Below are 24662 nucleotides of genomic sequence, written 5' to 3' on the forward strand. Positions count from 1 at the left end.
TCAACCCGCTTATTCAGCGTTTACACAACACTGACAACCGATTTCAGTAGTTGCAGGCGCAACAAAATGTCTGGAAACGTTTAAGGGCCGAATCGGCGGCGCGCGCTGGGTATGGGGTGGGCGGCCACGATCCGCTTGTCTGGCTTTCGCTGCGCCGGTCAAAAATGGCGATTTCGGGCGCGTTCGACACCGCGCGCCGACACGGAATGCGCGCTAACGGCGGCATCCGCGTTAGCTCGCACTTGCCGCCGCGAACATGACCCATAAACAGATTCGATGGCATTCGCCGCCAGTTTCGTTAGTGCGCGCGCGCCCGCGCTCCCTAAAATGGGACGAAGCGCGCCGCGCATCGCGCGGCGGCAGACGACATCGACGAGACAAGGAGGGGCGGTGGCAACGAGCGCAGCAGGCAGTCAGCAACAGGGCACGGCAAGCGGGACGGCATACGGGACGGAACACGGGACGCAGGCCGCGAAGGGCGTCGGCCAGACGCGCATCCGCTGCATGCAGATGCGCGGCGGCACCTCGAAGGGCGCGTACTTTCTCGCCTCCGATCTGCCCGCCGATCCGGCCGCGCGCGACCGCGTGCTGCTCGCCGTGATGGGCTCGCCCGATCCGCGCCAGATCGACGGCATCGGCGGCGCCGATCCGCTCACGAGCAAGGTGGCGATCGTCTCGCCCTCCACGCGCGCCGACGCCGACGTCGACTATCTGTTCGCCCAGGTCGTGGTGGACGAAGCGCGCGTCGACTACGGCCAGAACTGCGGCAATATTCTCGCGGGCGTGGGCCCGTTCGCGATCGAGCGCGGACTCGTCGATGCGCGCGACGGCACCACGGCCGTCGCCATCCATATGTTGAACACGGGGCAGATCGCCGTGGCGAGCGTGCAGACGCCCGGGCGCGAGGTGCAGTACGACGGCGACGCGCGCATCGACGGCGTGCCCGGCACGGCGGCCGCGATTCCGCTCGCGTTCCGCGACACGGCCGGTTCGACCTGCGGCGCGCTGCTGCCCACGGGCAATCTCACGGACACGGTCGAAGGCGTGGAAGTCACCTGCATCGACAACGGCATGCCGCTCGTGCTGATCCGCGCGCGCGATCTCGACCGCACCGGCTACGAAACGCGCGACGAACTCGACGCCGACGAAGCGCTCAAGGCGCGCGTCGAAGCGATCCGCCTCGCCGTGGGTCCGCGCATGAATCTCGGCGACGTCAGCGCGCGCACGGTGCCGAAGATGTGCCTGATCGCGCCGCCGCGCGCGGGTGGCGCGATCAGCACGCGCAGCTTCATTCCGCATCGCTGCCACGCGTCGATCGGCGTGCTCGGCGCAGTGAGCGTGGCGACGGCGGCGGTGCTGCCGGGCACGGTCTGCGACGGCATCGCCGAACTCGGCGACGCGAGCGACGTGAAGCGCCTCGCGGTCGAACATCCGACCGGCGAATTCACGGTCGAACTGACGCTCGCGCACGAGAACGGCGCGACCGACGTGACGGGCGCGGCGCTGCTGCGCACGGCGCGCTGGCTGTTCGACGGCGTGGTGGGCGTGCCGTCCTCGGTCTGGAGCGCCTGACCATGAGCGAGACGCCGGCCGCTTTCGAACGCATCGCTTTCGTCGGTTTCGGCGAGGCGGGCGGTTTGCTCGGCGCGGCGCTGGCCGCGCGCGGCGCGAGCGTCTCGATGTACGACCTGCGGCTCGACGCCTTGCGCGAGAAGGCGCAGGCGGCGCACGTGCGTGCTGCGGCCACGCTCGGCGAGGCCATCGACGGCGCGCAACTCGTGATATCAGCGGTGACAGCGCAGGCCGATGTCGAGGTCGCGCAGGCGCTCGCGGCGCATCTCGCGCTGGGCCAGATCGTGCTCGACATCAATTCGGTCTCGCCGCAGACGAAGCAGCACGCGCAGGCGTGCATCGAAGCGCGCGGCGCGCATTACGTCGAAGCCGCGGTGATGGCGCCGGTGCCGCCCTACGGTCTCGCGGTGCCGATGCTGCTTGGCGGCGCGCTCGCGCGCGAGGTGAGCGCACGGCTGAACGCGAGCGGCTTCAGGACCGAGGCGGTGGCGGAGCGCATCGGCGTGGCCTCGGCGGCGAAGATGTGCCGCAGCGTCATGATCAAGGGCATCGAAGCGCTGACCGTCGAATGTCTGCGCGCGGCGCGCAGCTACGACGCGGAAGCCGTGGTGCTTGCTTCGCTATCCGAAACATTTTCGAAGATGCAGCGCGATAGCGATCTCGCGGGTTATCTCGTCAGCCGCGTGGTCGAGCATGGCCGCCGTCGCGCGGGCGAGATGCGCGAAGTCGCGCAAACGCTGCGCGACGCGGGCGTGGAGCCGTTCATGAGCGAGGCGTGTGCGCGCTTGCAGGACGGTTTCGTCGACGCCATGCAGGCGCGCGGCATCGCCTATGAGGATCTCGACGCGCCGTTCGACTGGCGCGCCTTGTTCGATCGACTGTAGTTCGCCGCTGTCGCTCGTCGCTGTCGTTTTCGCGCAGGCGCTAACGCGCCTGACCCGCCATTCTCCCTTCGATCACCCGCACGGCCGGCGCAGCGTCGGCGACCGCCAGACGGATCGCGTCGATCAGCGCGCGCGCGGCCGGCGAGGGCGCGCTCTGCGCCCGCAAGGTCAGGCCGATCTCGCGCCGTGTGTTGTGCAGCGGCACGTCGAGCACCACAAGCTGCCCCGACTCGATTTCATAGTGCAACTGCTGCGCCGAAAGCGCGGCGATCATGTCCGTGCCCATCAACAGGCCGCGAATCACGGCGAGGTCGGCGGTCTCGACAGTCGGCATCGGCGGCTTCAGTTTGAGGCGCTTGAACTGCGCCTCGAACAGCCCGCGCGCGGGCGAATGCACGCGCGACAGAATCCATTGCGCGTTGCGCAGATCGCTGACGTTCAGCGCACTCTGCTGCGCGAGCGGATGGCCGTGCCGCGCGAGCACGACCATGTCCTCGGCCATCAGGCGCTCGTTCGTGAGGCCGCTCGCGGCGTCGTTCTCGCGCAGCGCGCCGAGCACGAAATCGACGTCGCCCGCGCGCAGGCCCGCCACCAGCAACTCGTACGCGCTTTCGTCGGTGACCACGCGCACGCCCGGATGCTGGGCGCTCATGCGCGCGATCGCGGCGGGCAGGATCAGCGTGCGCCCGAGCGGCAGCGCGCCCACCGTGACCGAACCCTGAATGCTGCCGTGCAAGGCGGCGATGTCGTCGGGCACGTGGCGCAGTTCGTTGAGCGCGCGGCGCACGTGCAGCAGGAAGGTTTCGCCTTCGGCCGTGAGCTGCACGCCGCGCGGGCTGCGGTGAAACAGCGTGACGCCCGAGCCGCTTTCGAGCACGCGCATCGCGCTGCTCACGGCGGGCTGGCTGATGCCGAACGCGCTGGCCGTGCTCGGCATGTGCCGGTGGCGCGCGAGCGCGACGAACAATTGCAGGCGCCGCGTGTTGAGCAGATAGGCGGGCAGCGTGCCTTCGCCGAGCGCGCGGCGGCGCGTCTGCCGCGCGGCGCACCAGTGCGCGAGTTCTTCGAGTTCGCCGAAGATCCGCGCGCAGCGGTCGAGCACGACGCGCCCGACGGCCGTGGGCAGCATGCCCGAGGGCTTGCGCTCGAACAGCGGTTCGCCGAGCGCGGTTTCGAGCTCCTGCACCGAGCGCGTGACCGCCGATTGCGCGCGATAGAGCGCGGCGGCCGCGCGTGTGGCGCTGCCGGTGTCGGCGACCAGGCGGAACGCGCGCAGATGCGCGAGATTGAGCAATTCGGGCGCGTTCATGCGGCCCCCGCGATCAGATGCAGATGTTCGACCGAGAGATTGAGGCTCTCCTTCGAGATATGCGTGTGCTCCTTCATGAGCGCTTCCACGCGCGCGCCCTCGCCGTTCAGCAAGGCGCCGACGATGGCGTGATGCTGGCGGTGCGCGTAGGCGAGCATCATGTATTGCTGCTGGCGTGCGGCGTCGTCGAAGACCACCGTGCAGGGCGAGACGAACGGAATTTTCTCGTTCAGGCCGAGCGCGGCGCTGATCGCGTGACTCTCGGCGGCGGCCACGATCAGCGCGTGAAAGCGGCCGTTCATCTCGGCGTAACGGGTTTCGGTCGTGTTGTCGAGCGCGCCGGGGCGGATGATCTCGTCGCCTTCGTGCAGGCAGTCCTGCAAGGCGCGCGCGAGCGCCGGATCGACGCCGCGTTCGGCCACGCGGCGCGCGGCGAGTCCTTCGAGCACGCCGCGCACGTCGATGGCGTTGAGCACGTCGGCCACGCTGAAACGGCGCACCGTATAGCCGCGCGCGCCCGAGCGCTCGACGAGGCCTTCGGTGGCGAGCACGCTCAGCGCGTAGCGCAGCGGCGTGCGGGAAATGCCGAGCCGTTCGGCGAGCTGCGCCTCGACGAGCCGCTGCCCTGGCGCGAGTTCGCCGGACAGAATGCGCGTGCGCAGCGCCTGCACGATGGTTTGCTGGGTTGTCTCGTTCATGTCGCTATCTTGCGCGAGGCCGGGCGCCCCGGCATGGGGCGCGGCCTTGCGAGTTTGTTCTTTTGGTATCTGTTTCGTTTATGGCGGGCTTGCGCCGTGGCGCTCGGGCACGGTATCCCGAGGTCGGTTCAGGATACCAAAAAGCGTTATGGCGCGCGGGTTTCGGCGTGGCGTCGCCCGACCGAAAACGCAGAAACCCCCTTTTTTCATGCGTAATGACATCAAAATAGTGGATAACCCTGACTTACCGCCGGAACCCGCGTTCTGTAATTTCGTATCCCAATTGATGGGCTCCCGCGAAGGCGAGAGCGTGAACTGCGGTAATCGAGGAACAACAGCATGGCAAGGATTGTGGGCGGCATCGGGACTTCGCACGTGCCGACGATCGGCTTGGCGTACGACAAGGGCAAGCAGAACGAGCCTGCCTGGGCGCCACTCTTCAAGGGGTACGAACCCGTGGCCGAATGGCTTGCGCAGCGCAAGCCCGACGCGCTGGTGATGTTCTATAACGATCACGCCAACAGCTTCTTCTTCGACAGCTATCCGACCTTCGCGCTGGGCGTGTCGGCGCAGCACGAATTCGCCGACGAAGGCGCGGGCAAGCGTCCGCTGCCCGATATCGCCGGGCATCCCGATCTCGCGATCCATATCGCCGAGCAGCTGGTCAACGACGAGTTCGACCTCACGGTGTTCCAGGACAAGCCGCTCGATCACGGCTGCAATTCGCCGCTCTCGCTGATGCTGCCGCACGCGGGCGGCTGGCCCACGGCGCTGGTGCCGTTCGAAGTCAACGTGCTGCAGTATCCGCTGCCGACGGCGAACCGCTGCTACCGGCTCGGCCAGGCGCTGCGCCGCGCAATCGAATCGTTCGATCAGGATCTCGACGTGGTGGTGGTCGGCACGGGCGGCCTCTCGCATCAGGTGCACGGCGAGCGCAGCGGCTTCAACAACACCGAGTGGGACATGGAGTTTCTCGACCTGATCGTCAACGATCCCGAGCGGCTCGCGCGCATGAAGCACGTTGATTACGTGCGGCTCGGCGGCGCGGAAAGCGTCGAGACGATCATGTGGCTCGCGATGCGCGGCGCGCTTGCGCCGACGATCCGCGAGGTGCATCGCAACTACTATCTGGCGACCAGCACGGCGATGGCCGTGACGATCTACGAGAACGTGGAAACCAGCGAAGACAAAAGCGGAGCCGCGCAATGAATCCGCAACTGATCGGCATCGAGGAACTGACGGGCACCTACCCGTTCGACATTCGCCAGAGCATGAAGGCGATGCGCCTGAACCGCTTCTTCTGGATGATGCGCACGCCCGCCGCGCGCGAACTGTGGCTGAACGACCGTCAGGCCGCGTATGACGCGGCGGCGCTCACGGAACAGGAACGCACGCTCGTCGACAACACCGACTGGCTCGGACTCGTGCAATACGGCGTGTGCTTCTTCGTGCTGGAGAAGTTCGCGCGCGTGGTGAAGATCACGAACCTGGGCATGTACGCATGCATGCGCGGCGAAACGCTCGAAGCGTTCCTGAAAACGCGCCAGGTGCCGGACGCCGTCTGATCTCCGCACGGCGCGCGCCGCCCCCACGGCGCGCCGCTGAATCTGCTTCGCAGCACAACTCACGTACCGACGAAGTGCGCGAGCGGGGGAATGTTTATCTCGGAGACACGCATGAATTCTGCCGACGCAGTGGATATCAAGGGCTTCATCGACGGACGGCGCATGTCGGGCTGGCAATGGCTCGTACTCGCGCTCTGCTTCCTGATCGTGACGCTCGACGGCCTCGATACGGCCGTGATGGGCTTCGTCGCGCCCGTGGTCATGAAAGAGTGGGGCATCTCGCGCGCCGCCTTCGGACCGGTGATGAGCGCCGCGATGGTGGGCCTCGCAATCGGCGCGCTGGTGGCAGGCCCGTTCGCCGACCGCATCGGCCGCAAGAAAGTGCTGATCGGCTCGGTCGGCTGCTTCGGCCTCTTCAGCCTGCTTTGCGCATTCGCCCAGACGCCGACTGAACTCGTCGCGCTGCGCTTTCTCACGGGTCTCGGCCTCGGCGCCGCGATGCCCAACTCGACCACGCTGCTCTCCGAGTACGTGCCGTCGAAAAGCCGCTCGCTGCTGCTCACCATCATGTTCACCGGCTTCAACTTCGGCTCGGGCGGCGGCGGCTTCATCGCGGCCGCGCTGATGCCGCACTTCGGCTGGCGCGGCGTGTTCGTGTTCGGCGGCGTGCTGCCGATCCTGTTCGTGCCCGTGCTGATGCTGCTGCTGCCCGAATCGGCGCGCTTCCTGCTCGTGCGCCGCTTCTCTGCCGAACGCATCGCGGCCACGCTCTCGCGCGTCTGCGGCCATCGCTTCGCACAAGGCACGCGCTTCACCTCGCCTGAACCGGCCGTGATCGCCAAGGCGCCCGTGCGCATGCTGTTCTCGGACGGCTACGCCATGAGCACGCTGATGCTGTGGGTCACCTACTTCATGGGACTCCTGATCATCTATCTGCTGACCGGCTGGCTGCCCACGCTGATCAAGGACGCGGGCCTGCCCGTCGAGCGCGCGGCGGCGATCACCGGCATGTTCCAGCTCGGCGGCACGGTGGGCGCGATCGTCGTCGGCTTCGCGATGGACCGCATGGACCGCAACGTGGTGATCGGCGCGGCTTATCTGCTGGGCGGCGTGTTCATCTTCGCGCTCGGCATGGGCAGCCTGCAATCGAGCATGCTCACGCTGCTCGTTACCTGCGCGGGCTTTTTCATGAGCGGTGCGCAGACCGGTCTGAACGCGCTCGCACCGTCGTGCTACCCGACCCGCGCCCGCGCCACCGGCGTGAGCTGGATGCTGGGCTTCGGGCGGCTCGGCGGCATTCTGGGCTCGTTCGTGGGCGGCGTGCTGCTCTCGCTCGGCTTCAGCTTCGCCGCGGTGTTCTCGGTGCTCGCCGTGCCCGCACTGATCGCGGCCGTTGCGATCCTGCTCAACCGGCTCGCGCTGCGCTTCATCAGCGCGCCGGTCGCGGACGCCTGAGCACTGCTCATCGCCGCACATAACAACAAAGACGTCGCTTCTCGCACACATTAGAAAGATTGCGGCCGCAAGGCCGCACCCACCGACCGGCCATCAAAACGGGGCGGCTGGCGGATACAACATCGACAAACGCTGAACAACACACGACGTTCAATCAGGAGGCTTGGAGAATGGCAAACAATAAGCAGTACAAAAAAATCGTGATCGCGCTGGCGGGGCTGGCGTGCGCCGGATCGGCGCTCGCACAGAGCAGCGTCACGCTGTACGGCATGATGGACACCGGTATCACCTACGTGAGCAACCAGGGCGGCCATCACAACCTCAAGATGGACGACGGCGTGAACGGCCCGAACCTCTGGGGCCTGCAAGGCACCGAGGACCTGGGCGGCGGCCTGAAAGCGTTCTTCCAGCTGACCAACCAGTTCCAGGTGGACAACGGCAGCTTCATGCCGAACAAGAGCCTGTTCAGCCGCACGTCGATCGTGGGTCTGAGCGACGAGCGCTTCGGCAAGCTCTCGCTCGGTAACCAGTACGACTTCATGACGGACGCGCTCTACTTCTCGGGCGACGATCCGGCCGAACTCTCGGGCCACTTCTACGACTTCCGCGCGGGTCCGTTCACGAAGCTCGCGCTGCCGAACAACGCAACCGGCGCGTTCGACTGGGACCGCATGGCGGGCGAAACGGTCAACAACTCGGTCAAGTACACGTCGCCGGTCTTCAACGGCTTCAGCGCGGGCGCGATGTACAGCTTCGGCAACGTGGCGGGTTCGATCGGCACGGGCAACGGCCAGAGCTTCGCGCTGAACTACGCGCAGAAGAACTGGGGCGTGAATGCCGCGTACACGAACCTCAAGTACGTGGTGTCGGGCGAAGGCGATGTGAGCGTGCGCAACTGGGGTGTCGGCGGCCACTACCGCTTCGGCAACTGGATCACGAACGCGCTGTTCACGACGGTCCACAACTCGTACAACGGCGGCTCGGTCTACGAAGGCTCGGTCGGCGCGCACTACTACTTCACGCCGGCACTGAGCGCGGGCGCGGCGTATATGTACATGAAGGGCAACGATGTCGTGGACAACAACCACGCGCATCAGGTCGCCGCGATCGTCGACTATGCGCTCTCGAAGCGCACGAGCGTCTACGTGCTCGGCGTGTATCAGCGCGCCAGCTCGGGCGGCTTCGCGCAGATCAACGGCATGAACAGCTCGGACGGCGCATCGAGCGGCCAGACCCAGGCTGTCGCGCGCGTGGGTCTGCATACGAAGTTCTAAACGTAGCGATCCAGCCACGCTTGAAGGCCGCGTCTTCCGAAAGGAGGCGCGGCTTTTTTCATGGGCGTGTGACGAGTGGCGGCGGGTGGGCCTGTGCTAGAGTCGCGCGTCGCGGGCGGACCCTGACTTGCCCGCCATCGCCATCTGCAAAGAGGATCTGGATTCATGCGCAAGCTAATGTGGGCCGCCGTGCCGATCGCCGCCGCTATGGTGTCGAGTGCTCCGGCGTATGCCGACGACGAACAGCCATGCAGCGGGCCGACCGTCGCGGCGCTCGCGCAATGGGCGGGCATCACGGGCAAGCTCGCGTCGTGGCGCGAGGACAATGGCCTGATTGCCGCGACCGCCTGCAAGGCCATGCCGGATGCGCCCGGCACGACGATCGCGATTGTCGCCTTCGACACACATCATGTCGGGAAGAACAGCGACGACGGGAAACTCGACCAGGTCGTCGCGCTGGTTGAGGGCGATAAAGTTGTGGCGGCCCATCGTTCGGTGATCGAGGAGGATGCGGCCACGCAAGTGGGCTATTTCCACGTCGATACCGCGCGCTATCAGCTCGCGCCCGACGTGCGTGCGTTCGGCACCGTGTTCGACAGCGCCGCGCGCGGACCCAGTTGCCCCTACGCCGTTACGGAGAATGAATTGACGCTGTGGGTGCGCGAGGGAAGCGATTTGCGTCCGGTGTTCGGCACGAACCTCGACGGCTGGATCAGCATCGACGAGGATTCGTGCGGCAGCGGCATGGAAGGCTCGCGCAGCGAGTCGGCGCATATGACCGTCGCCATCGAGAAAACCGCGAGCCACGGATTTGCCGATCTGGCGCTCACGGCGCACATCGCGCGAAGTCGAATGACGGACGCAAAGGACGCGGACCTGGGAACGCGAACGGTGCGGCGGATATTCAAATACGACGGCAAGTCGTATGGGATCGATATGTTCCGCACCTTCTGGTATCCGCACGAGGGAAAGTGGAAGAATATGCCCCGCTGACGCGATTGCGCATGGATATCACGCTGGAATAAAAAACGGGAAGCGCCGCTTGAGCGCTTCCCGTTTTCGCATCGTCGCACCGGATGTGCGCGCTCATCACCCGAATATTGTTCGGCATCCTGATCGAATCGCGCGCTAAGTCCCTGCCGATAGACGGGTCTTTCCCCCGCATCGAAGCGTTCTCATGAATCATGGGGTTCATGTCGATGCTGGCGCGCACGCCGGCGCGACGCCCGTATCCGCGACGCATCGCGCAAGCGTCGCGGTCAAGGTCGCGATCTCCTCGCGGCCGATGGCGCAGGGACCGGCCGCGTCGCCATTCCCGGCTACAACTAGCGCATCCCCCATCCCCAATTGAACGCGGGCGCACGGCCAGACCGTCGCCCCGCGCCGCCTTGTGCTCGCGCGCTTTTCGCGGTTTGCGCGGGCTTTTTACGCCGATTTTTAGCCGGGCGGCGCCGCATCGGCGCGATTCGACCCTCACGATAGCGCTTGACTGATTATCGTAAGATATATATCTTACGATACATGTCGCCGCGGAAAAGGCGTATCGGCGCGCGGAGACCTCGAAGAAACCGCGCAGGCGAGCGCGAGCGCGGATGAAGGCGAGAACGCGAACGAAGGCGCGCGAGGCAGCCGCAACGCCGCCGCCGAATCCGGCCGGACGCCAGCACTGAGCGAAGCGCGCCGCGCGCGGAAGCGGGCGCTGTTTATGCGCCTTTAGCGGACCTCAGTGGGCCATCGCGGGCGCGCGAGTTCGACGCGCAGCAAGCGTTCACCCGGCACACCGAACAGAAACCCGCGTGCGCGGCGCCACGAGCGCGCCGCGCCGCCCAACCGGAGAAACTCCGATGACCGATCACAACAATCCGAGCGGCAACGACAGCAACAACGTCAACAGCATCCCCGCCGAACGCACGCCCGAACGCGTGCGCCATGAGCTCAAGCGCCGTCTGCTGCAGGTGGCGCGCGTCGACATGCTCACGCCGCATCTGAAGCGCGTCACGCTCACGGGCGACGATCTGCACGACTTCGTCTCGGCCGGTTTCGACGATCACGTGAAGGTGTTCTTTCCCGAGCCCGGCGCAGATCGTCCGGTGCTGTCCGAAGGCGGTCCCGGCACGCCGCCCGCGCCGGGCGAGCCGCGCCCGACGATGCGCGATTACACGCCGCGCCGTTTCGATACGCAGGCGCGCGAACTCGCGATCGACTTCGTGATTCACGAAGCGGGCCCGGCCACCGAATGGGCCGCCCAGGCGCAGCCGGGCCAGTATCTGGCCGTGGGCGGTCCGCGCGGGTCGTTCGTGATTCCCGACGGCTTCGACTGGTACTGGCTGATCGGCGACGAAAGCGCGCTGCCCGCCATCGCGCGCCGTCTCGAAGAACTGCCCGCGGGCGTGCAGGTCGTGGTGACGATCGAAGGCCGCGACGCGCAGGCGCGCATGGCATTCGACACGCGCGCGGACGTGCAGGAGCACTGGTGCTATGCGAGCGAGCACGGCGCGAACGCGCTGCTCGACGCCGTGCGCGCGACGCGTCTGCCGCAAGGCCAGGGCTATGTGTGGGCGGCGGGCGAATCGGCGGTCATGCGCGCGGTGCGCCAGCATCTCGCGGAAGATCGCGCGATCCACAAGTCGCGCATTCGCGCATCGAGCTACTGGAAGCGCGGCGCGACCGGCGTGCACGAAACGCTCGATGATTGAGCGACCACCCACGCCGATGGAGAACCCGCCACGCATGAAAGACACCCGCACGCATACGAACACGCATACGCATACGAGTACGCACGCGAGCACGCTCGAACAGCAGTTGCGCAGCGCGGGCCTCAAACCCACGCTGCCGCGCATGGAAATCCTGCGTGCGTTTCGCGCGGACAATCGTGCGCACGTCACCGCCGCCGAGCTATATCTGGAGTTTCAGCGCAGCGGCAACGCCATCGGCATCGCCACCGTGTATCGCGTGCTGGCGGACCTCGAATCGCACGGCATCATCAAGCGCGTGCAGATCGGCAACGGCAAGGCGCGCTTCGAACTGGCGAATACGGGCCGCCATTTTCATATCGTCGATGTGAACGGCGGCGAGATCGTCGAGCTTAGCGATCCGATGCTGCTCGCGCGGCTCGACGAACTTGTGGCGCAAGAGGGCTACCGTATCGTCGATCTGCAGCTTAACGTCTACGTGCAGGCCGTTTGACGCCATCGCGTTGCGGCGCGCTCATCCTCTCTTCCTTCGACCGTATTCCACCGATAGCCGGGCCGTTGCGCGCACGCGTGACACGTCGGTGAAAACGGCTTACGTGGCGTCCCGAAGCACGTGCCGCGCGCGAACGCGGCACAATACCGGCATCGGGGACAACTCGCGTAACGAGAAAGGAAGTTCGATGACTGACACGGTCGATTGCGTCGTGATCGGTGCGGGCGTGGTCGGCCTCGCGGTCGCGCGCGCGTGCGCGCAGCAGGGCTGGGAGACCATCCTCGTCGAGGCGGAAAACGCCATCGGCACCGGCACCAGCTCGCGCAACAGCGAGGTGATTCACGCGGGCATTTATTATCCGCAAGGCTCGCTGAAGGCACGGCTCTGCGTGCGGGGCAAGCAGCAGCTCTACGCGTATTGCGAGGAAAAAGGCGTGCCGTTCGAGCGCTGCGGCAAGTTCATCGTCGCCACGCACGAGGGACAACTCGACGCCTTGCGCGCGATCCGCGCGGCGGCGGCCGCCAACGGCGTGGACGATCTGCGCTGGCTCGAACGCGACGAAGCGCTCGCGAAGGAACCGGCACTCAACTGCGTGGCGGCGCTCGAATCGCCGTCGACGGGCATCGTCGACAGCCACGCGCTAATGCTCGCGCTGCAAGGCGACTTCGAGGCTGCGGGCGGCATGCTCGCGTTCTGCTCGCCGCTCGCGGGCGGCGTGGCGAAGGCGGGCGAACCGATCCTGCTGAAAGTGGGCGGCGACGAGCCGATGGAATTGCTCGCGAAACGCGTGATCAATTGCGCGGGGCTGTACGCGCAACAGGTCGCGTCCGCGATTGACGGCGTGCCGCCCGCATCGATTCCGGCGGGCCGCTATGCAAAGGGCAATTACTATTCGCTGGCGGGCGCGGCGCCGTTTTCGCGGCTCATCTATCCGATTCCCGAAGAGGGCGGACTCGGCGTGCATCTGACCATCGACCTCGGTCATCAGGCGCGTTTCGGCCCGGACGTCGAATGGATCGACAGCATCGATTACACCGTCGATCCGCGCCGCTCGGCGAGTTTCTACGCGGCGATCCGCACCTACTGGCCCGCGCTCGCCGATGGCGCGCTGCAGCCCGGTTATGCGGGCATCCGGCCGAAGCTCGCGGATGGGGCGCACGGCGGCGATTTCGTGATTCAGGGCGCGGACGTGCATGGCGTGCGCGGGCTCGTCAATCTGTACGGCATCGAGTCGCCGGGACTGACCGCCTCGCTCGCCATCGCCGACGAAGTGATCGTGCGGCTCGGCGCGCGGGCGTGATAACGTGTCGGGCGTGTGAGCCGCGAGCGGGCTTCAGGCGCGAATGCGCGGCGCGCGCGCCCTCATAACAGCAAGAGAACAGTAAGGAGCGAAACGTGGTCTACGAAATGGCGCACATCACGGTGCAGGCGGGCAAGAACGCCGAATTCGAAGCAGGCGTGGCGCAGGCGCTGCCGCTCTTTCATCGCGCGCGTGGCTGCCGTGCGGTCGAGCTTCAGCGCGGCGTGGAAGAACCGAACCAGTATGTGCTGGTCGTGCAGTGGGACACCATCGAGGACCACATGGTCCACTTTCGCGAGTCCGCCGACTTCCAGGAATGGCGCCGTCTGGTTGGCCCGTTCTTCGAAAAGCCGCCGGTCGTGGGCCACACGGAAGTGGTCGTGAAGTAAGGCCTGAGCGTGCGCGCGCGGCCGGCGTCAAGCTCGCCGCGCTTGCAATGTTTCATCAGGCCTTGATGTCGAAGCCGTCTACATAGCCCGCCGGATCGGCGCTATTCCACTGGCGTCCATCGACGAAAACCGGCGCGTCGAAGTTTTCCGGCACCGCTACGCCAATCGCGGCCGCCGCTTCCCGATACAACACCGTCTGATTGATCGCGCCCGCAAGCTGACGGTAATCGTCGCGCCGCGCCATCATGCCCCAGCGTTCGAATTGTGTGAAGAACCACATTCCTTCGGATTCCAAAGGAATGTTCACTGTGCCGTCGGCGAAGAACTTCATGCGCACCGACTCCGGCAGACCTTCGCCTTCGAGCCGTTCCGCGATCAGCGCCGCATCCACGCCCAGCATCTCGGGCCGCGCGAGCCATTGCGCGATTTCCTTGCGATGTCCCGCGCCGTCGAGCCATCGGCAGGCTTCGAGCATCGTGCTGACGAGCGCGCGCGCCGTGTTCGGATAACGCGTGACGAAATCGCGCCGGCACGCCAGCACTTTCTCGGGATGGTCGGGCCAGATCTCACCGCTGCCGATCACCGTGCGTCCCATCCCGCGCCGTTGCGCGAGCGAAGGCCACGGCTCGCCCGCGCAGAAACCGTCGAGGCGTTCCTCCGCGAGCGCCGCCACCATTTGCGGCGGCGGAATCACCACGCTCTCGATGTCCTGGAGCGGATGCACGCCTTGCGACGCGAGCCAGTAATACAGCCACATCGCATGCGTGCCGGTCGGGAAGGTCTGCGCGAACACCGGCTTGCGGCCGAGCGTGGCGAGCGCGCGCGGCAGCGTGCCGTGTTCGGCGAGCGCGTCGGCGAGACGGTTCGACAGCGAGATCGCCTGGCCGTTGCGGTTGAGCACCATCAGCGCGGCCATGTCGGTCTGCGGGCCGCCGATGCCGAGCTGCACACCGTAGACGAGGCCGTAGAGCGAGTGGGCGGCGTCGAGTTCGCCGGCGAGCAGCTTGTCGCGCAGCGCGGCCCACGAGGGCTGGCGCGACAGTTCGAGCGTGAGCCCGTGCGCGTGGCCGAATTCGAGCAGCTTGGCGGCGACGACGGGCGCGGCGTCGGCGAGCGGCACGAAGCCGATCTTCAGATGGGTTTTTTCGGGCGGCGCGGCCGGGCGGGTGGATTCGTTCATGACGTTCGGCGCTTCAATCGTGCGACTCGGCGGCGGCCACGATCTGGCGCGCGACCTCGGCGAGCTTCAGGCTCTGGTTCATCGCCCGCTTGCGCAGCGACGCATACGCGGCGGGCTCGGTCAGCTTCTGTTGTTCCATCAGGATGCGTTTCGCGCGGTCGATCAGCTTGCGTTCGGCCAGTTCGTTTTCGGCCTGCGTGAGACGTTCGCGCAGCTGCGCTTCCTGCGCGAATCGCGCGAGCGCGACTTCGAGGATCGGCGCGATGCGCTCGCCCGCGAGACCTTCGACGAGATAGGCGGTCACGCCCGCGTTCACGGCCGAGCGGATCAACTGCTGGTTCGCGTCGTTGCTGAACATCAGCACGGGGCGCGGCGCGGTGGCGTTCATCACGGCGAGCTGTTCGAGCGTGTCGCGCGAGGGCGATTCGGTATCGATGATGATGACGTCGGGCCGTTCGCGCTCGACTACGCGATGCAGCGCGTGCGGCGTCGCGGGTTCGGCGAGCATGTCGTAGCCGAGCCGCGCGAGCGCGTCGCGCAGATCGCCAATCGGCTTGTCGGTATCGGTTACGAGCAGGACGCGCAGCATGGTGTTTCGTGGGTCGTCGGCATGTTGGGGTCGACGCTGGTGGGTTCTTGTCTGGCTGGCCGCTTCGAGGCGGCTTCGCGCGTCATGGGGATTCGCCTTTGTTTCAGCAAGGTGCGTGCCAGTTGCGCTGCGGTGCACAAGGTGGGGGCGTAACGCGTGCGACGCGGCCCGTGAGCCATCGCGGTGCATGGGGTTGTGCACCGCAGCAGTGCGTCTGCGCCGTGGCTGCACTGATGTGGCGCAGGGTGTGGCATCGGGTGCGGCGTGCAATCGCAACTAACAGCCAAGCCGGGGCGGCGTCGGCGAGCGAAAGCGGTGGTGGGGCGGCAGCGGTATTCGCGGTATCGCTGGCATCAATGGCATCGATGAAAGTTGCAGCACCGATGGCATTTGCGAGCAGCATTCGCGTCCGTCCGTGCGCTTTCTTTAGCCGCAATAAAAAAGCGGCGCCCAACTTCGGCGCCGCTTCTTCGCGTTCACTTCATCTGTGCGATCGCGCGTCTAACACGTCTAACACGTCTAACGCGTCAATCGCATCTTCACCTTCAACTCGCCTTCCGCACCGGCGGAAACCGCCGCTTCCCGTTGCGGATCGCGATCCGCCGGAAGCGTTCCTTCTTCGTTTCCTCTTCGAAGTGCGAAAGCGAGAGCTTCACGAAATCGCTGCGCGAGACGATGCCCACAAGCCGCATCGACTCGCGATCGCTCACCACGGCCATCCGTTCGAGCCCATGCACGGCCAGGCGCGTCGCGATCTGGCGGCAGGTTTCCTCGGGCAGCGCCACATCGGGCCGCCGCTGCGCGAGCAGCTTGCCGAGCGGCTGATCGAGTGGCTGATCGAGCGCCTCGCCCGCCTCGCTGGCGCGCACCGCTTCGAGCGTCGCGCGATCCACGACGCCGAGCACCGCGCCGTCACGCACCACCGGCCACGCGCGGCGCTTCTGCGTCGGCCCGAAATACTGCGCGAGCGCCTCGCGCACGCTGAGGCTCGCGTCGATCGTGTCGACGTCGCGCGTCATCACTTCGTCGGCGTAGTGACGTTCGAGCGGATCGACGCCGTACTCGCGATAGATGTGATACCCGCGCCGCGCGATCTTCTCCGTCATGATCGAGCGCTTCATCACCACGGTCGCGAAGCCGTGCGCGACCAGCGTGGCCGCGAGCAGCGGCAGCAGCGCGTTGGCGTCGTGCGTGAGGCCGAAGGCGAACACGATGGCCGTGAGCGGCGCGCCGAGCGTGGCGCCCAGCGTCGCGGCCATGCACACGAGCGGCCACAGCGCCGGGTCGTTGCCGGGCAGCACGTGGCCGAGCACCGTGCCCAGTCCCGCGCCGAGCATCAGCAGCGGCGCGAGCACGCCGCCCGAGGTGCCCGAGCCGAGGGCGACCACCCACATCACGGCCTTGACGGCCAGCAGCGCCACAGCCACCTGCACGACGATATGCTGATGCAGCAGGTCGCCGATCACGTCGTAACCCACGCCGAGCGCGCGCGGCTCGATAAAGCCGCCGATCCCGACGACGAGGCCGCCGATCGCGGGCCACCACGACCAGTGCAGCGGCAGGCGGCCGAACAGATCCTCGACCTTGTAGAGCGCGGCGGACAGCCCCGAAGCGAGCGCGCCCGACAGCAAGCCCGCGATCACGCACGAAAACAGCGCGACGGCCTGCGGCGGACTCGTCTGGAGTGCGAACAAAGGTTCGGTGCCGAAAAACACGGCGCGCGTGAAGCCGGCCACGGCGCACGCGAGCGCGACCGGCAGGAAGCTGCGCGGACGCCATTCGAACAGCAGCAGTTCGACCGCGAGCAGCACGGCGGCGACCGGCGTGCCGAACACGGCCGTCATGCCCGCCGCCGCGCCCGCTACGAGCAGCGTCTTGCGTTCGGCGGACGTGACGCGCACGCACTGCGCGACGAGCGAGCCGAGCGCGCCGCCCGTCATGATGATCGGGCCTTCCGCGCCGAACGGGCCGCCGCTGCCGATCACGATGCCCGACGACAGCGGCTTGAGCACGGCCACTTTCGGCGACATGCGGCTCTTGCCGAACAGGATCGCCTCGATGGCTTCGGGAATGCCGTGGCCGCGAATCTTTTCCGAGCCGAAGCGCGCCATCATCCCGACGATCAGCCCGCCCACCACCGGCACGACGATCACCCACGCGCCGAGCGTGTTGAGCGCGGGCGAGCGGTCGGCGAACGAAAGCTGGCCGAAGAAGAACAGGTTCGTGAACCCGTGGATCAGGCTCAGCAGCACGAAGGCCGCGAGCGTGGCCAGCGCGCCGATCACGGCGGCGAGCGCGCTGATGCCGGGCAGCCGCGCGTTCGTCGAAAAGTCGCGCTTGTGGGAGTCGTCGGAATGCATGGTCGTCAGAGATCGATTTGCGGGATGGTGAATCGGCCGTCGAGCGTACGCAGTTCGGCGCGATGAAGTTCGGCGAGGCGCAAGAGCAGCGCTTCGCCCGCGGGCAGCAGATGCACTTCCACCTGGCGGCGGTCGCGCTCGCTCACGCGCCGCTCGACCAGCTCGATCGCCTCGCAGCGTGAAACCAGCGCGACCACGCCGTGATGCTGCGCCTGCAGACGCTCGGCCAGCTCGCCGATGGTCGCCCATTCGCGGCCGGGATAGCCCTTGATGTGCAGCAGCAGCAGATATTGCAGCGGCGTGATGCCCTCGCCCTGGGCGGCCTGCTCCGAGAAGCGCTCGAAGCGGCGCATCTGGTAGCGGAATTCGGAAAGCTGCTCGAAATCGGTTTTGGCGAGGTCGCGGGTGCGGTGCTTCATCGGGTATCCGTGTGATGACGTTTCGATAGGATAATATATCACAACATGATATTTATGGCCGGACGAGGCCCTGAAACAAGGCCTCGCGTGAATCGGCTGGTGCGATTCTTCTCGCGGGGTCAGGCGCTTTGCCGTTGCAGCGGACTGGTCTGACGATGCAGGCCGGAAATCAGATCGGCCTGCGTGATGATGCCGACGAGCCGCCGCTCGCCGTCGACCACGGGAACGTGATGGTGTCCGCGCCCCGCGAACAGGCCGAGCAGTTCGACGACCGGCGTGCTGGCCGCCACGGTGCGCACGTGCGTCGACATCAGCATGACGACTTCGAGGCTGTTCGCGTGCGGGCGCAGCGTGGGCAGGATCGCGTAGAGCAGCACGCGCAGCGGATGCAGTTCGGCGCCGTCGTCGGCGAGGTCGGCGCGCGTGACGATGCCCTTCACGTGCTGATGCGCATCGACCACCGGCAGCGCTTTCACGTCGTGCTGCTTGAGCAGTGCGCGCGCGGTTTCGACGGTCGTCGCGGGCGTGATGCTCACCACGTTGCTCGACATGACGTCGGCGCAGGTGAGTTCGCCGAAGCTGCGCGCATAGGCGCGGATCTCGGTTTCGCGCAGCAGCGCTTCGAGATCGTCGGTGTCGATGTCGAGCAGTTCGTTACGCTCGCGCAGCACGGCTTCGAGATCGGCGCGCGCGAAGCTGCCCGCTACGTTGCCGGCGACGGCGGGCTGCGCCGCTTTCGCGGCGGCAGCGGCAGGCGCGGCGTGCGGATAGCGATGGCCCGTGGCGGCGTGATAAACGAGCGCGGCCGCGAGCAGCATGAAGGATTGCAGCGCGACCGGCTCGAACACGAATTCGTAGCCGAGCGCATGCACGGCGGGGCCGCCGAGCACGGCCGTAAGCGCGACGGCGCCCGAAGGCGGGTGCACGCAGCGCAGCGTGAACATCGCGCAGATCGCCACGCCCACCGCGACGGCAGCGGCAATCACGGGATCGGAGATCAGCAGCGCGGCGGTCACGCCCACGGTGGCCGAGACGAGATTGCCGCCGATGATCGACCACGGCTGCGCGAGCGGGCTGGCGGGCACGCCGAACAGCAGCACGGCGGACGCGCCCATCGGCGCGATCAGATACGGAATGCTCGACGCGTTGCCGAGCAGATGATGCGAAAGCGCGCCCGTGAACGCGATGCCGATCAGTGCGCCGACGCCCGAGCGCAGGCGTTCGCGCCAGCGGAGCGTGACGGGGTTGGGCGCGAAGCGCGCCAGCCAGCGGAGCAATCTGTAGCGGAACACGGTCGTCATGGCGATCGAGGGGCGGAACGGCGCGTCCAGGCGGACACGTGCTTTGGGAAGTCGGCGATTATATCGCAACGTGATATATATGGTGACGCCCGAATTTTCCCTTCTGGACAGGCGGGTCGCGATTCGTTAGAAGAAAGGACGTCGCTTGAAGCCGCGCGAAATAATTAGGCATTCGAATTAATCAGTCCATAAAAAAACGCCGGCGCGCACTGAGCGCGCCGGCGTTTTTTGCGTGTGGCGGTGCGTGCCGCCGCGTGGACGATCAGGCGGCGGGACGCTGCGCCGAAGCCATCGGCGGCGGATTGCCCGGATGGCCGTTCTGCGAACGATGACCATGATCGCCGGCCTGGCGGTTCTGCGCGGGCGCGTGATGCGACGCGTTGCGATTCGGCTGGGCCGCTGCGTTCGGGCGATGTTCGGCATGCTGCGGCCCATGCGCGGGCGGATGCGGCTGATACGCAGCCTGACGCGCCATCGGCCGTGCGCGCGGCGTCATCTCCACGCGCACGCGATGCACGGGCGGCCCGCCACGCGTGGGCGGCGGCGGCACGAAAGCGGTTTGCATCGGCAGATGGCCGTCGTGATGCGCCATCACGTTGCGCAGTTCGGCGCGGCGGTGCATGACCTCGCCGCGCAGATCGCCGCGTCCGTAATAGTGACGATGACGATGGCCGTCGGAGCCGACGAACCAGATATAGGTCGCGCCGCTGGCGTACACCACGTCGCGGTCGGCCGCGATGGAGACGTAGGCGTCGTGCGGTTCCGGCACGTAGACCGGCGCGGCCACCACGACGGGCGCGGGCGGCGGTGCGACGACGGCCACGGGCCGGGCGGACGTCGCAGCCACGCGCGTGTCGGCGACGCAGCCGCTCAGCAGCAGCGCGCCCGCGAGCGGCACGATGGGCGCGAGCGCGGCGAGGCGGCCGAGGTGGGGGAAGGCAGTGAGGGCGCGCGTTTTCCCGTTCAAGCGTGGCTCCGTGATGGATGGTTGAAAGCTCATCCGGTTAACGGCAGCTTTGAGCGGTGTCTTGAGGGCGCGATCGCGTTTGATGAATTGATGAAGGCGCAGCGATGAAGCGGCGATGCCGATGCGGATGACGAAGCCGCCGCGCCTCACGCGCCGAGCGTCTTCGCCATTTCCGTCGTCGCGCTCCAGCCGAGGTCGCGATAGAGATCGCGGCCCTGCTCGGTCGCGTGGAGGATCGTGTAGCGGATGCCGCGCCGCGCGAATTCGGCGTCGGCGAGGCGCATCAGTTCGCGCGCGAGGCCACGCCGCCGCATCGCGGGCTCGACGTAGACGTTGAGCACATAGCCGCGCCGGTCCTGGTCGGGATGCGCGGGGTGGGGCGGCCAGTCGATTTCCATCAGGCCGATGCCGGCCACGGGCGCGCCGTCCGCTGTGTCGTCTGCTGCGCCGTCCGCTGCGCCGTCCGCTGCGTCGTCGGTCGCGCAGAGCATGAAGCCGAAGTAACGCCCGTCGGCGAGACGCGGCGCGAGCCACGTGCGAAAGTGCGCGGTCATCGTCTGCAAGGTGGCGGGATCGCGCCCGGCCTCCAGGAACATCGCTTCGCGATGGCGGCAGACGTGTTCGAGATCGTGGGCGTCGAGCGGACGCACGGCGAGCGCAGGCAACGCAGACCGTCCCGTCATGGCGCCTTGCTGCCTTCGATTTCGCGCAGGATCTCGTCGAACGGCGCGGGCTTCACCAGATGGCGGTCGAAGCCCGCTTCGCTGGTCGCCTGGCGGTCGCGCTCCTGGCCGTAGCCGGTCAGCGCGATCAATTGCGCGTGCGCCGTCGCGGGCTGCGCGCGCAGCGCCTTGGCGAGCGCGTGGCCGTCCATGCCCGGCAGGCCGATATCGAGAATCGCCACGTGCGGCAGGAAGCTCTGCGCGATCGCGAGTGCGGTCGGGCCGTCGTGCGCCACGCGCACGTCGTGGCCTTCGAGTTCGAGCAGCATCAGCAGCGAGGTGGCGGAATCGACGTTGTCGTCGGCGATCAGCACGCGGCGTTTCGGCGCCGATGTTTCGATATCCGAAGGAACGGTGCTGGCGGGCGGCGTGTCCACGTCCGGCGCGACGCTCAGCGGCAGGCGCACTTCGAATTCGGAGCCGTGGCCGACGCCTTGCGAATGCGCGGCGACCGAGCCGCCGTGCAGTTCCGCCAGTTCGCGCACGAGCGCGAGACCGATGCCGAGTCCGCCGTCGGCGCGTTTGAGGGCTTCGCGTGATTGCATGAAAAGTTCGAAGACATAAGGGAGTTCGTCGGGCGCGATGCCGATGCCATTATCGCGCACGCGGATCGCCACGTCGCGCGCGCTCACGTCGAGCCGCAGGCCGATCTCGCCGCCCTCGGCCGTGTACTTCGCCGAATTCGACAGCAGATTGCTGATGATCTGCGCGACGCGGATGCCGTCGCCGACGATATGGATCGGCCCCGGCGTCATCTCGACGCTGAGGCGCTGCTGTTTCGCGTCGAGGAACGGGCGGCTCGTTTCCACGGCAATTTCGACGATCTGGCGCAGATCGAGCGTGCTCATCTGCAAGGCGATCTTGCCGTGCGAAATGCGCGAGACGTCGAGCAGATCGTCGACGAGACGGCCCAGATGCTCGACCTGGCGGCTCGCGATCAAACGCGCGTCGGCGCGTCCGGCGTCGCTCGCGCCGTGACGCGGATCGAGCAGTTCGATCGCGTTGCGGATCGGCGCGAGCGGGTTGCGCAGTTCGTGCGCGAGCGTGGCGAGGAAGCGGTCCTTGCGTCGGTCGGCGTCGCGCAGCGCTTTTTCGGCGGCGTACAGGCGCAGCAGCGCGCGCACGTTCGCGACCAGTTCGGCGGGCTCGACCGGCTCGGTCAGATAGCTGTCCGCGCCGCCGTCGAGCGCGCGGATCTTGTCGCGCGCCTGCACGGCCGCGGCCGAGGTTTGCAGCACGAGCGTGGAGTTCGTCTGCGGATCGCTCTTGATCAGGCGGCAGACTTCGATGCCGCTGATGTCGGGCAGCTTCACGTCGAGCAGCACGAGCGCGGGCGCGTGCTCGCGCACGGCATCGAGCGCGGCCTGGCCGGTGGCGGCTTCGATCACGTCGAAACCCACGTGGCGCAGCACGCGCGATTTCACGTAACGCGCGCCTTCGTTGTCGTCGACGTTGAGGATCAGGGTGGCGGCGGGCGTCATGATGCGCCGTCTCCAGATGTGGCGCGCTCGGCGGGCGCGGTGTTGTGGGATGCGCGTGGCTCGTCGAGTGTCGCGTCGTGCATCGCGTCCTGTATCGCGTCCTGTGCCTCGCCGGTTTCGAGCCGCACCGGCACGCTCACATAAAACGTCGAGCCCACGCCCGGTTCGCTTTCCACGCCCACTTCGCCGCCCAGCAGCGCGGCGAGCTTGCGGCACAGCGGCAAGCCGAGGCCCGTGCCCTTGACGTGCTGTTGCAGGCGGTTCTGCACCTGGCCGAATTCCTCGAAGACGATCTGATGATGTTCGGCCGCGATGCCGATGCCCGTATCCGCGACGAAGAACGCGATGCGCGCGCCGTCCGCCTCCACGCGTGCGCCCACGCGGATCTGGCCGCGCTCGGTGTACTTGAGCGCGTTCGAGACGAAGTTGCGCAGGATCTGCGTGAGCTTCGGCTCGTCGGTGTAGAGGCGCGGCAGATGCGCGGTCGAGGCGAATTCGAGCGTGACGTGCGGCGTGGTGAGCAGCGGCATGAGCATGGTGCGCAGCGCGCCGAACAGATCGGCGGGATCGAACCACGCAGGCAACACCTCGGTTTTGCCCGCCTCGATCTTGGCGAGATCGAGCAGGTCGTCGACGGTTTCGCCGAGCGTTTCCGCCGACGAAAGAATCAGCTGGACCTGGCGGTCCTGCTCGTCGCTCAGATCGCCGTCGAGCCGGTTCAGCAGCAGGTTGGCGAGCGCGCGGATCGAGCTGAGCGGCGTGCGCAATTCGTGGCTCATGTTCGACAGAAAACGCGTCTTCATCATGTCGGCGCGGCGCAGTTCCTCGGCGCGCTCGTCGAGTTCGGCGTAGAGCGCGACCACGCCGCGATTGGTCGCCTCCAGTTCCTGCGTGAGCCGCGCGAGTTCGTCCTGGCGCTCGCGCAGTTCGTCGAGCGTGGCGACGAGTTCGCGGTTCTGCTGGCGCATCTCTTCGAGCGAATCGGATTCCAGCGCCTGCGGCTCGCCCGCGCTCACGCCGCGCACGATGCGTTCGAGTTCGGCGCCGCGCAGCGCGGGGCGTTCGGGCGGCAACTGGCGCGCCATCGTCACGGTCGTGCCTTGCGGCGTCGAGTCGATCTCGAAGCGGTCCATCAGGCGGCGGCTGCCCGTGATGCCGAGCCCCATGCCGCCCGGCGATCGATACGTGCCGTCGAGCACGGACTCGAGTTCGCGCACGCCCTGGCCGCGATCGCGCACGACGATCTCGAAGGCTTGCGGCGCGCAGGCGCTGTCGAAGGCGAACAGCGCCTCGCCGCCGCCCGCGTAGTCGACGGCGTTGCGCGCGATCTCCGAGACGGCGCTCGCGATGCGCGTCTGGTCGAGCGGCGAAAAGCCGAAGCCCGCCGCCAGTTCGCGCGCGCGTCGGCGCGCGGCGACGACGTCCTGGGCGGCTTCAAGCCGGATGCGCAACAGTGGCGTATTCATGATTCAACTGTACTCCCGGCTGCGCCTTGACGACGACGACGGTCGCGTCGTCGCGGCGGCGCGAGAAGTCGCGATACAGCACGGCGGCGATCACCACGGCGGGCTGATGCGCGAGGCCCGGCCACGCGGCGAGATCCCAGCGCGTGCCCACGCCGTCCGAATGCAGGATCAGCATGCCGCTGGCGCGCCATGCGAACTCGAATTCCTGGGTGCCGCGCATCGTATGGCCGACGATGCCGTTGCGCGAGACGAGCTGATAACTGTCGCGCGCCGCGCTCGCCAATCCCGAGCCGGCGGCCGTGACAGCAGTTTCCGTGCCGCGCGCCCAGGCGCGGCCGCTGCTTGAGGCGCTCGTGCCGCTCGTGCCGCTCGTGCCGCTTGTGCCGCTTGTGCCGCTTGTGCCGCTTGTGCCGCCCGGCGCGCCCGGTCCGCTCATCACGGGCTTGTCGGTGCCGAACGCTGCCGCCGCGATATTGCCGGTGCCGCAAAAGCTCACGGTCGAGCGCGCGAGGTCGAAGCGCGCGAGCGCGAGCGCGGCGCCGCGC

At 67.3% G+C, this 24662-nt stretch carries 22 protein-coding genes and 1 pseudogene; 11 read left to right on the forward strand and 12 right to left on the reverse strand.

The features are described 5' to 3' along the window. Positions 1 to 495: 495 nt before the first annotated feature. Positions 496 to 1572, forward strand: a complete 1077-nt coding sequence (locus LDO54_RS31825) for a 4-oxalomesaconate tautomerase (protein ID WP_290371170.1) — start codon at positions 496 to 498, stop codon at positions 1570 to 1572. 2 nt (positions 1573 to 1574) lie between these two features. Beyond that, positions 1575 to 2456: an NAD(P)-dependent oxidoreductase gene (locus tag LDO54_RS31830; protein WP_224015583.1), complete on the forward strand. Its 882-nt coding sequence runs from the start codon at positions 1575 to 1577 to the stop codon at positions 2454 to 2456. A gap of 40 nt (positions 2457 to 2496) precedes the next feature. Here the strand turns inward: LDO54_RS31830 and LDO54_RS31835 are convergent, their stop codons facing one another. Both LDO54_RS31835 and LDO54_RS31840 read right to left on the reverse strand, forming a co-directional pair. Next, positions 2497 to 3765 (reverse strand): LysR family transcriptional regulator, encoded by a 1269-nt coding sequence (locus LDO54_RS31835; RefSeq protein ID WP_224015585.1) that lies wholly within the window; start codon positions 3763 to 3765, stop codon positions 2497 to 2499. Next, positions 3762 to 4463 carry a GntR family transcriptional regulator gene (locus LDO54_RS31840; protein WP_224015587.1) on the reverse strand — a complete coding sequence of 234 codons (702 nt, stop codon included), beginning with the start codon at positions 4461 to 4463 and terminating at the stop codon, positions 3762 to 3764. Before LDO54_RS31840 ends, LDO54_RS31835 begins: the two co-directional genes overlap by 4 nt. 339 nt (positions 4464 to 4802) lie before the next feature. On the opposite strand from LDO54_RS31840, the gene LDO54_RS31845 reads away from it, so the two are divergent. From LDO54_RS31845 to LDO54_RS31885, 9 genes are all read left to right on the forward strand, one after another. Further along, a complete protein-coding gene (locus LDO54_RS31845; protein ID WP_224015589.1) occupies positions 4803 to 5672 on the forward strand; it encodes a gallate dioxygenase in 870 nt (289 codons plus the stop codon). Continuing rightward, positions 5669 to 6028 (forward strand): protocatechuate 3,4-dioxygenase, encoded by a 360-nt coding sequence (locus LDO54_RS31850; protein WP_224015591.1) that lies wholly within the window; start codon positions 5669 to 5671, stop codon positions 6026 to 6028. The genes LDO54_RS31845 and LDO54_RS31850 overlap by 4 nt, the downstream gene beginning before the upstream one ends. A 111-nt stretch (positions 6029 to 6139) precedes the next feature. After that, a complete protein-coding gene (locus LDO54_RS31855; RefSeq protein WP_224015593.1) occupies positions 6140 to 7483 on the forward strand; it encodes an aromatic acid/H+ symport family MFS transporter in 1344 nt (447 codons plus the stop codon). Between the two features lie 170 nt (positions 7484 to 7653). Then, a complete protein-coding gene (locus LDO54_RS31860) occupies positions 7654 to 8757 on the forward strand; it encodes a porin (RefSeq protein WP_224015595.1) in 1104 nt (367 codons plus the stop codon). A gap of 165 nt (positions 8758 to 8922) precedes the next feature. Beyond that, complete coding sequence (locus tag LDO54_RS31865) at positions 8923 to 9750, forward strand: multidrug ABC transporter ATPase (protein WP_224015597.1); 828 nt, start codon at positions 8923 to 8925, stop codon at positions 9748 to 9750. A gap of 851 nt (positions 9751 to 10601) precedes the next feature. Next, the gene (locus LDO54_RS31870) at positions 10602 to 11453 is read left to right on the forward strand and encodes a siderophore-interacting protein (protein ID WP_224015599.1); all 852 of its coding nucleotides are present in this window, start codon (positions 10602 to 10604) and stop codon (positions 11451 to 11453) included. 34 nt (positions 11454 to 11487) lie between these two features. Continuing rightward, complete coding sequence (locus LDO54_RS31875) at positions 11488 to 11943, forward strand: Fur family transcriptional regulator (RefSeq protein WP_224015601.1); 456 nt, start codon at positions 11488 to 11490, stop codon at positions 11941 to 11943. 187 nt (positions 11944 to 12130) lie between these two features. Continuing rightward, positions 12131 to 13243 carry an NAD(P)/FAD-dependent oxidoreductase gene (locus LDO54_RS31880; protein WP_224015603.1) on the forward strand — a complete coding sequence of 371 codons (1113 nt, stop codon included), beginning with the start codon at positions 12131 to 12133 and terminating at the stop codon, positions 13241 to 13243. A 95-nt stretch (positions 13244 to 13338) separates the two neighbouring features. After that, positions 13339 to 13632, forward strand: coding sequence for an antibiotic biosynthesis monooxygenase family protein (locus tag LDO54_RS31885; RefSeq protein ID WP_224015605.1), 294 nt, complete (start codon positions 13339 to 13341; stop codon positions 13630 to 13632). A gap of 55 nt (positions 13633 to 13687) precedes the next feature. On the opposite strand, the gene LDO54_RS31890 is transcribed toward LDO54_RS31885, so the two are convergent. The 10 genes and pseudogenes from LDO54_RS31890 to LDO54_RS31935 form a co-directional block, all read right to left on the reverse strand. Next, a complete protein-coding gene (locus tag LDO54_RS31890; RefSeq protein ID WP_224015607.1) occupies positions 13688 to 14812 on the reverse strand; it encodes a CmpA/NrtA family ABC transporter substrate-binding protein in 1125 nt (374 codons plus the stop codon). A gap of 13 nt (positions 14813 to 14825) precedes the next feature. Beyond that, positions 14826 to 15401 carry an ANTAR domain-containing response regulator gene (locus tag LDO54_RS31895; protein WP_224015609.1) on the reverse strand — a complete coding sequence of 192 codons (576 nt, stop codon included), beginning with the start codon at positions 15399 to 15401 and terminating at the stop codon, positions 14826 to 14828. A gap of 545 nt (positions 15402 to 15946) precedes the next feature. Next, the gene (locus tag LDO54_RS31900; protein WP_224015611.1) at positions 15947 to 17761 is read right to left on the reverse strand and encodes a chloride channel protein; all 1815 of its coding nucleotides are present in this window, start codon (positions 17759 to 17761) and stop codon (positions 15947 to 15949) included. Between the two features lie 5 nt (positions 17762 to 17766). After that, positions 17767 to 18180, reverse strand: coding sequence for a MarR family winged helix-turn-helix transcriptional regulator (locus LDO54_RS31905; RefSeq protein ID WP_224015613.1), 414 nt, complete (start codon positions 18178 to 18180; stop codon positions 17767 to 17769). A 119-nt stretch (positions 18181 to 18299) separates the two neighbouring features. After that, a complete protein-coding gene (locus LDO54_RS31910) occupies positions 18300 to 19472 on the reverse strand; it encodes an HPP family protein (protein ID WP_224015625.1) in 1173 nt (390 codons plus the stop codon). Positions 19473 to 19743: 271 nt separating this feature from the next. Further along, a complete protein-coding gene (locus LDO54_RS31915) occupies positions 19744 to 20448 on the reverse strand; it encodes a hypothetical protein (protein ID WP_224015615.1) in 705 nt (234 codons plus the stop codon). 146 nt (positions 20449 to 20594) lie between these two features. Further along, on the reverse strand, positions 20595 to 21131 hold the full coding sequence (locus LDO54_RS31920; RefSeq protein ID WP_224015617.1) for a GNAT family N-acetyltransferase: 537 nt from the start codon (positions 21129 to 21131) through the stop codon (positions 20595 to 20597). Continuing rightward, positions 21128 to 22651 (reverse strand): response regulator, encoded by a 1524-nt coding sequence (locus LDO54_RS31925; protein ID WP_224015619.1) that lies wholly within the window; start codon positions 22649 to 22651, stop codon positions 21128 to 21130. The genes LDO54_RS31920 and LDO54_RS31925 overlap by 4 nt, the downstream gene beginning before the upstream one ends. After that, positions 22648 to 24117: an ATP-binding protein gene (locus LDO54_RS31930; protein ID WP_224015621.1), complete on the reverse strand. Its 1470-nt coding sequence runs from the start codon at positions 24115 to 24117 to the stop codon at positions 22648 to 22650. Before LDO54_RS31930 ends, LDO54_RS31925 begins: the two co-directional genes overlap by 4 nt. Continuing rightward, positions 24086 to 24662, reverse strand: a pseudogene (locus LDO54_RS31935) (hypothetical protein); the annotation flags it as partial. The gene LDO54_RS31930 and the pseudogene LDO54_RS31935, both read right to left, overlap by 32 nt.

This window comes from Paraburkholderia tropica (assembly GCF_914484835.1).
GTDB classification, from domain to species: Bacteria; Pseudomonadota; Gammaproteobacteria; order Burkholderiales; family Burkholderiaceae; genus Paraburkholderia; species Paraburkholderia tropica_A.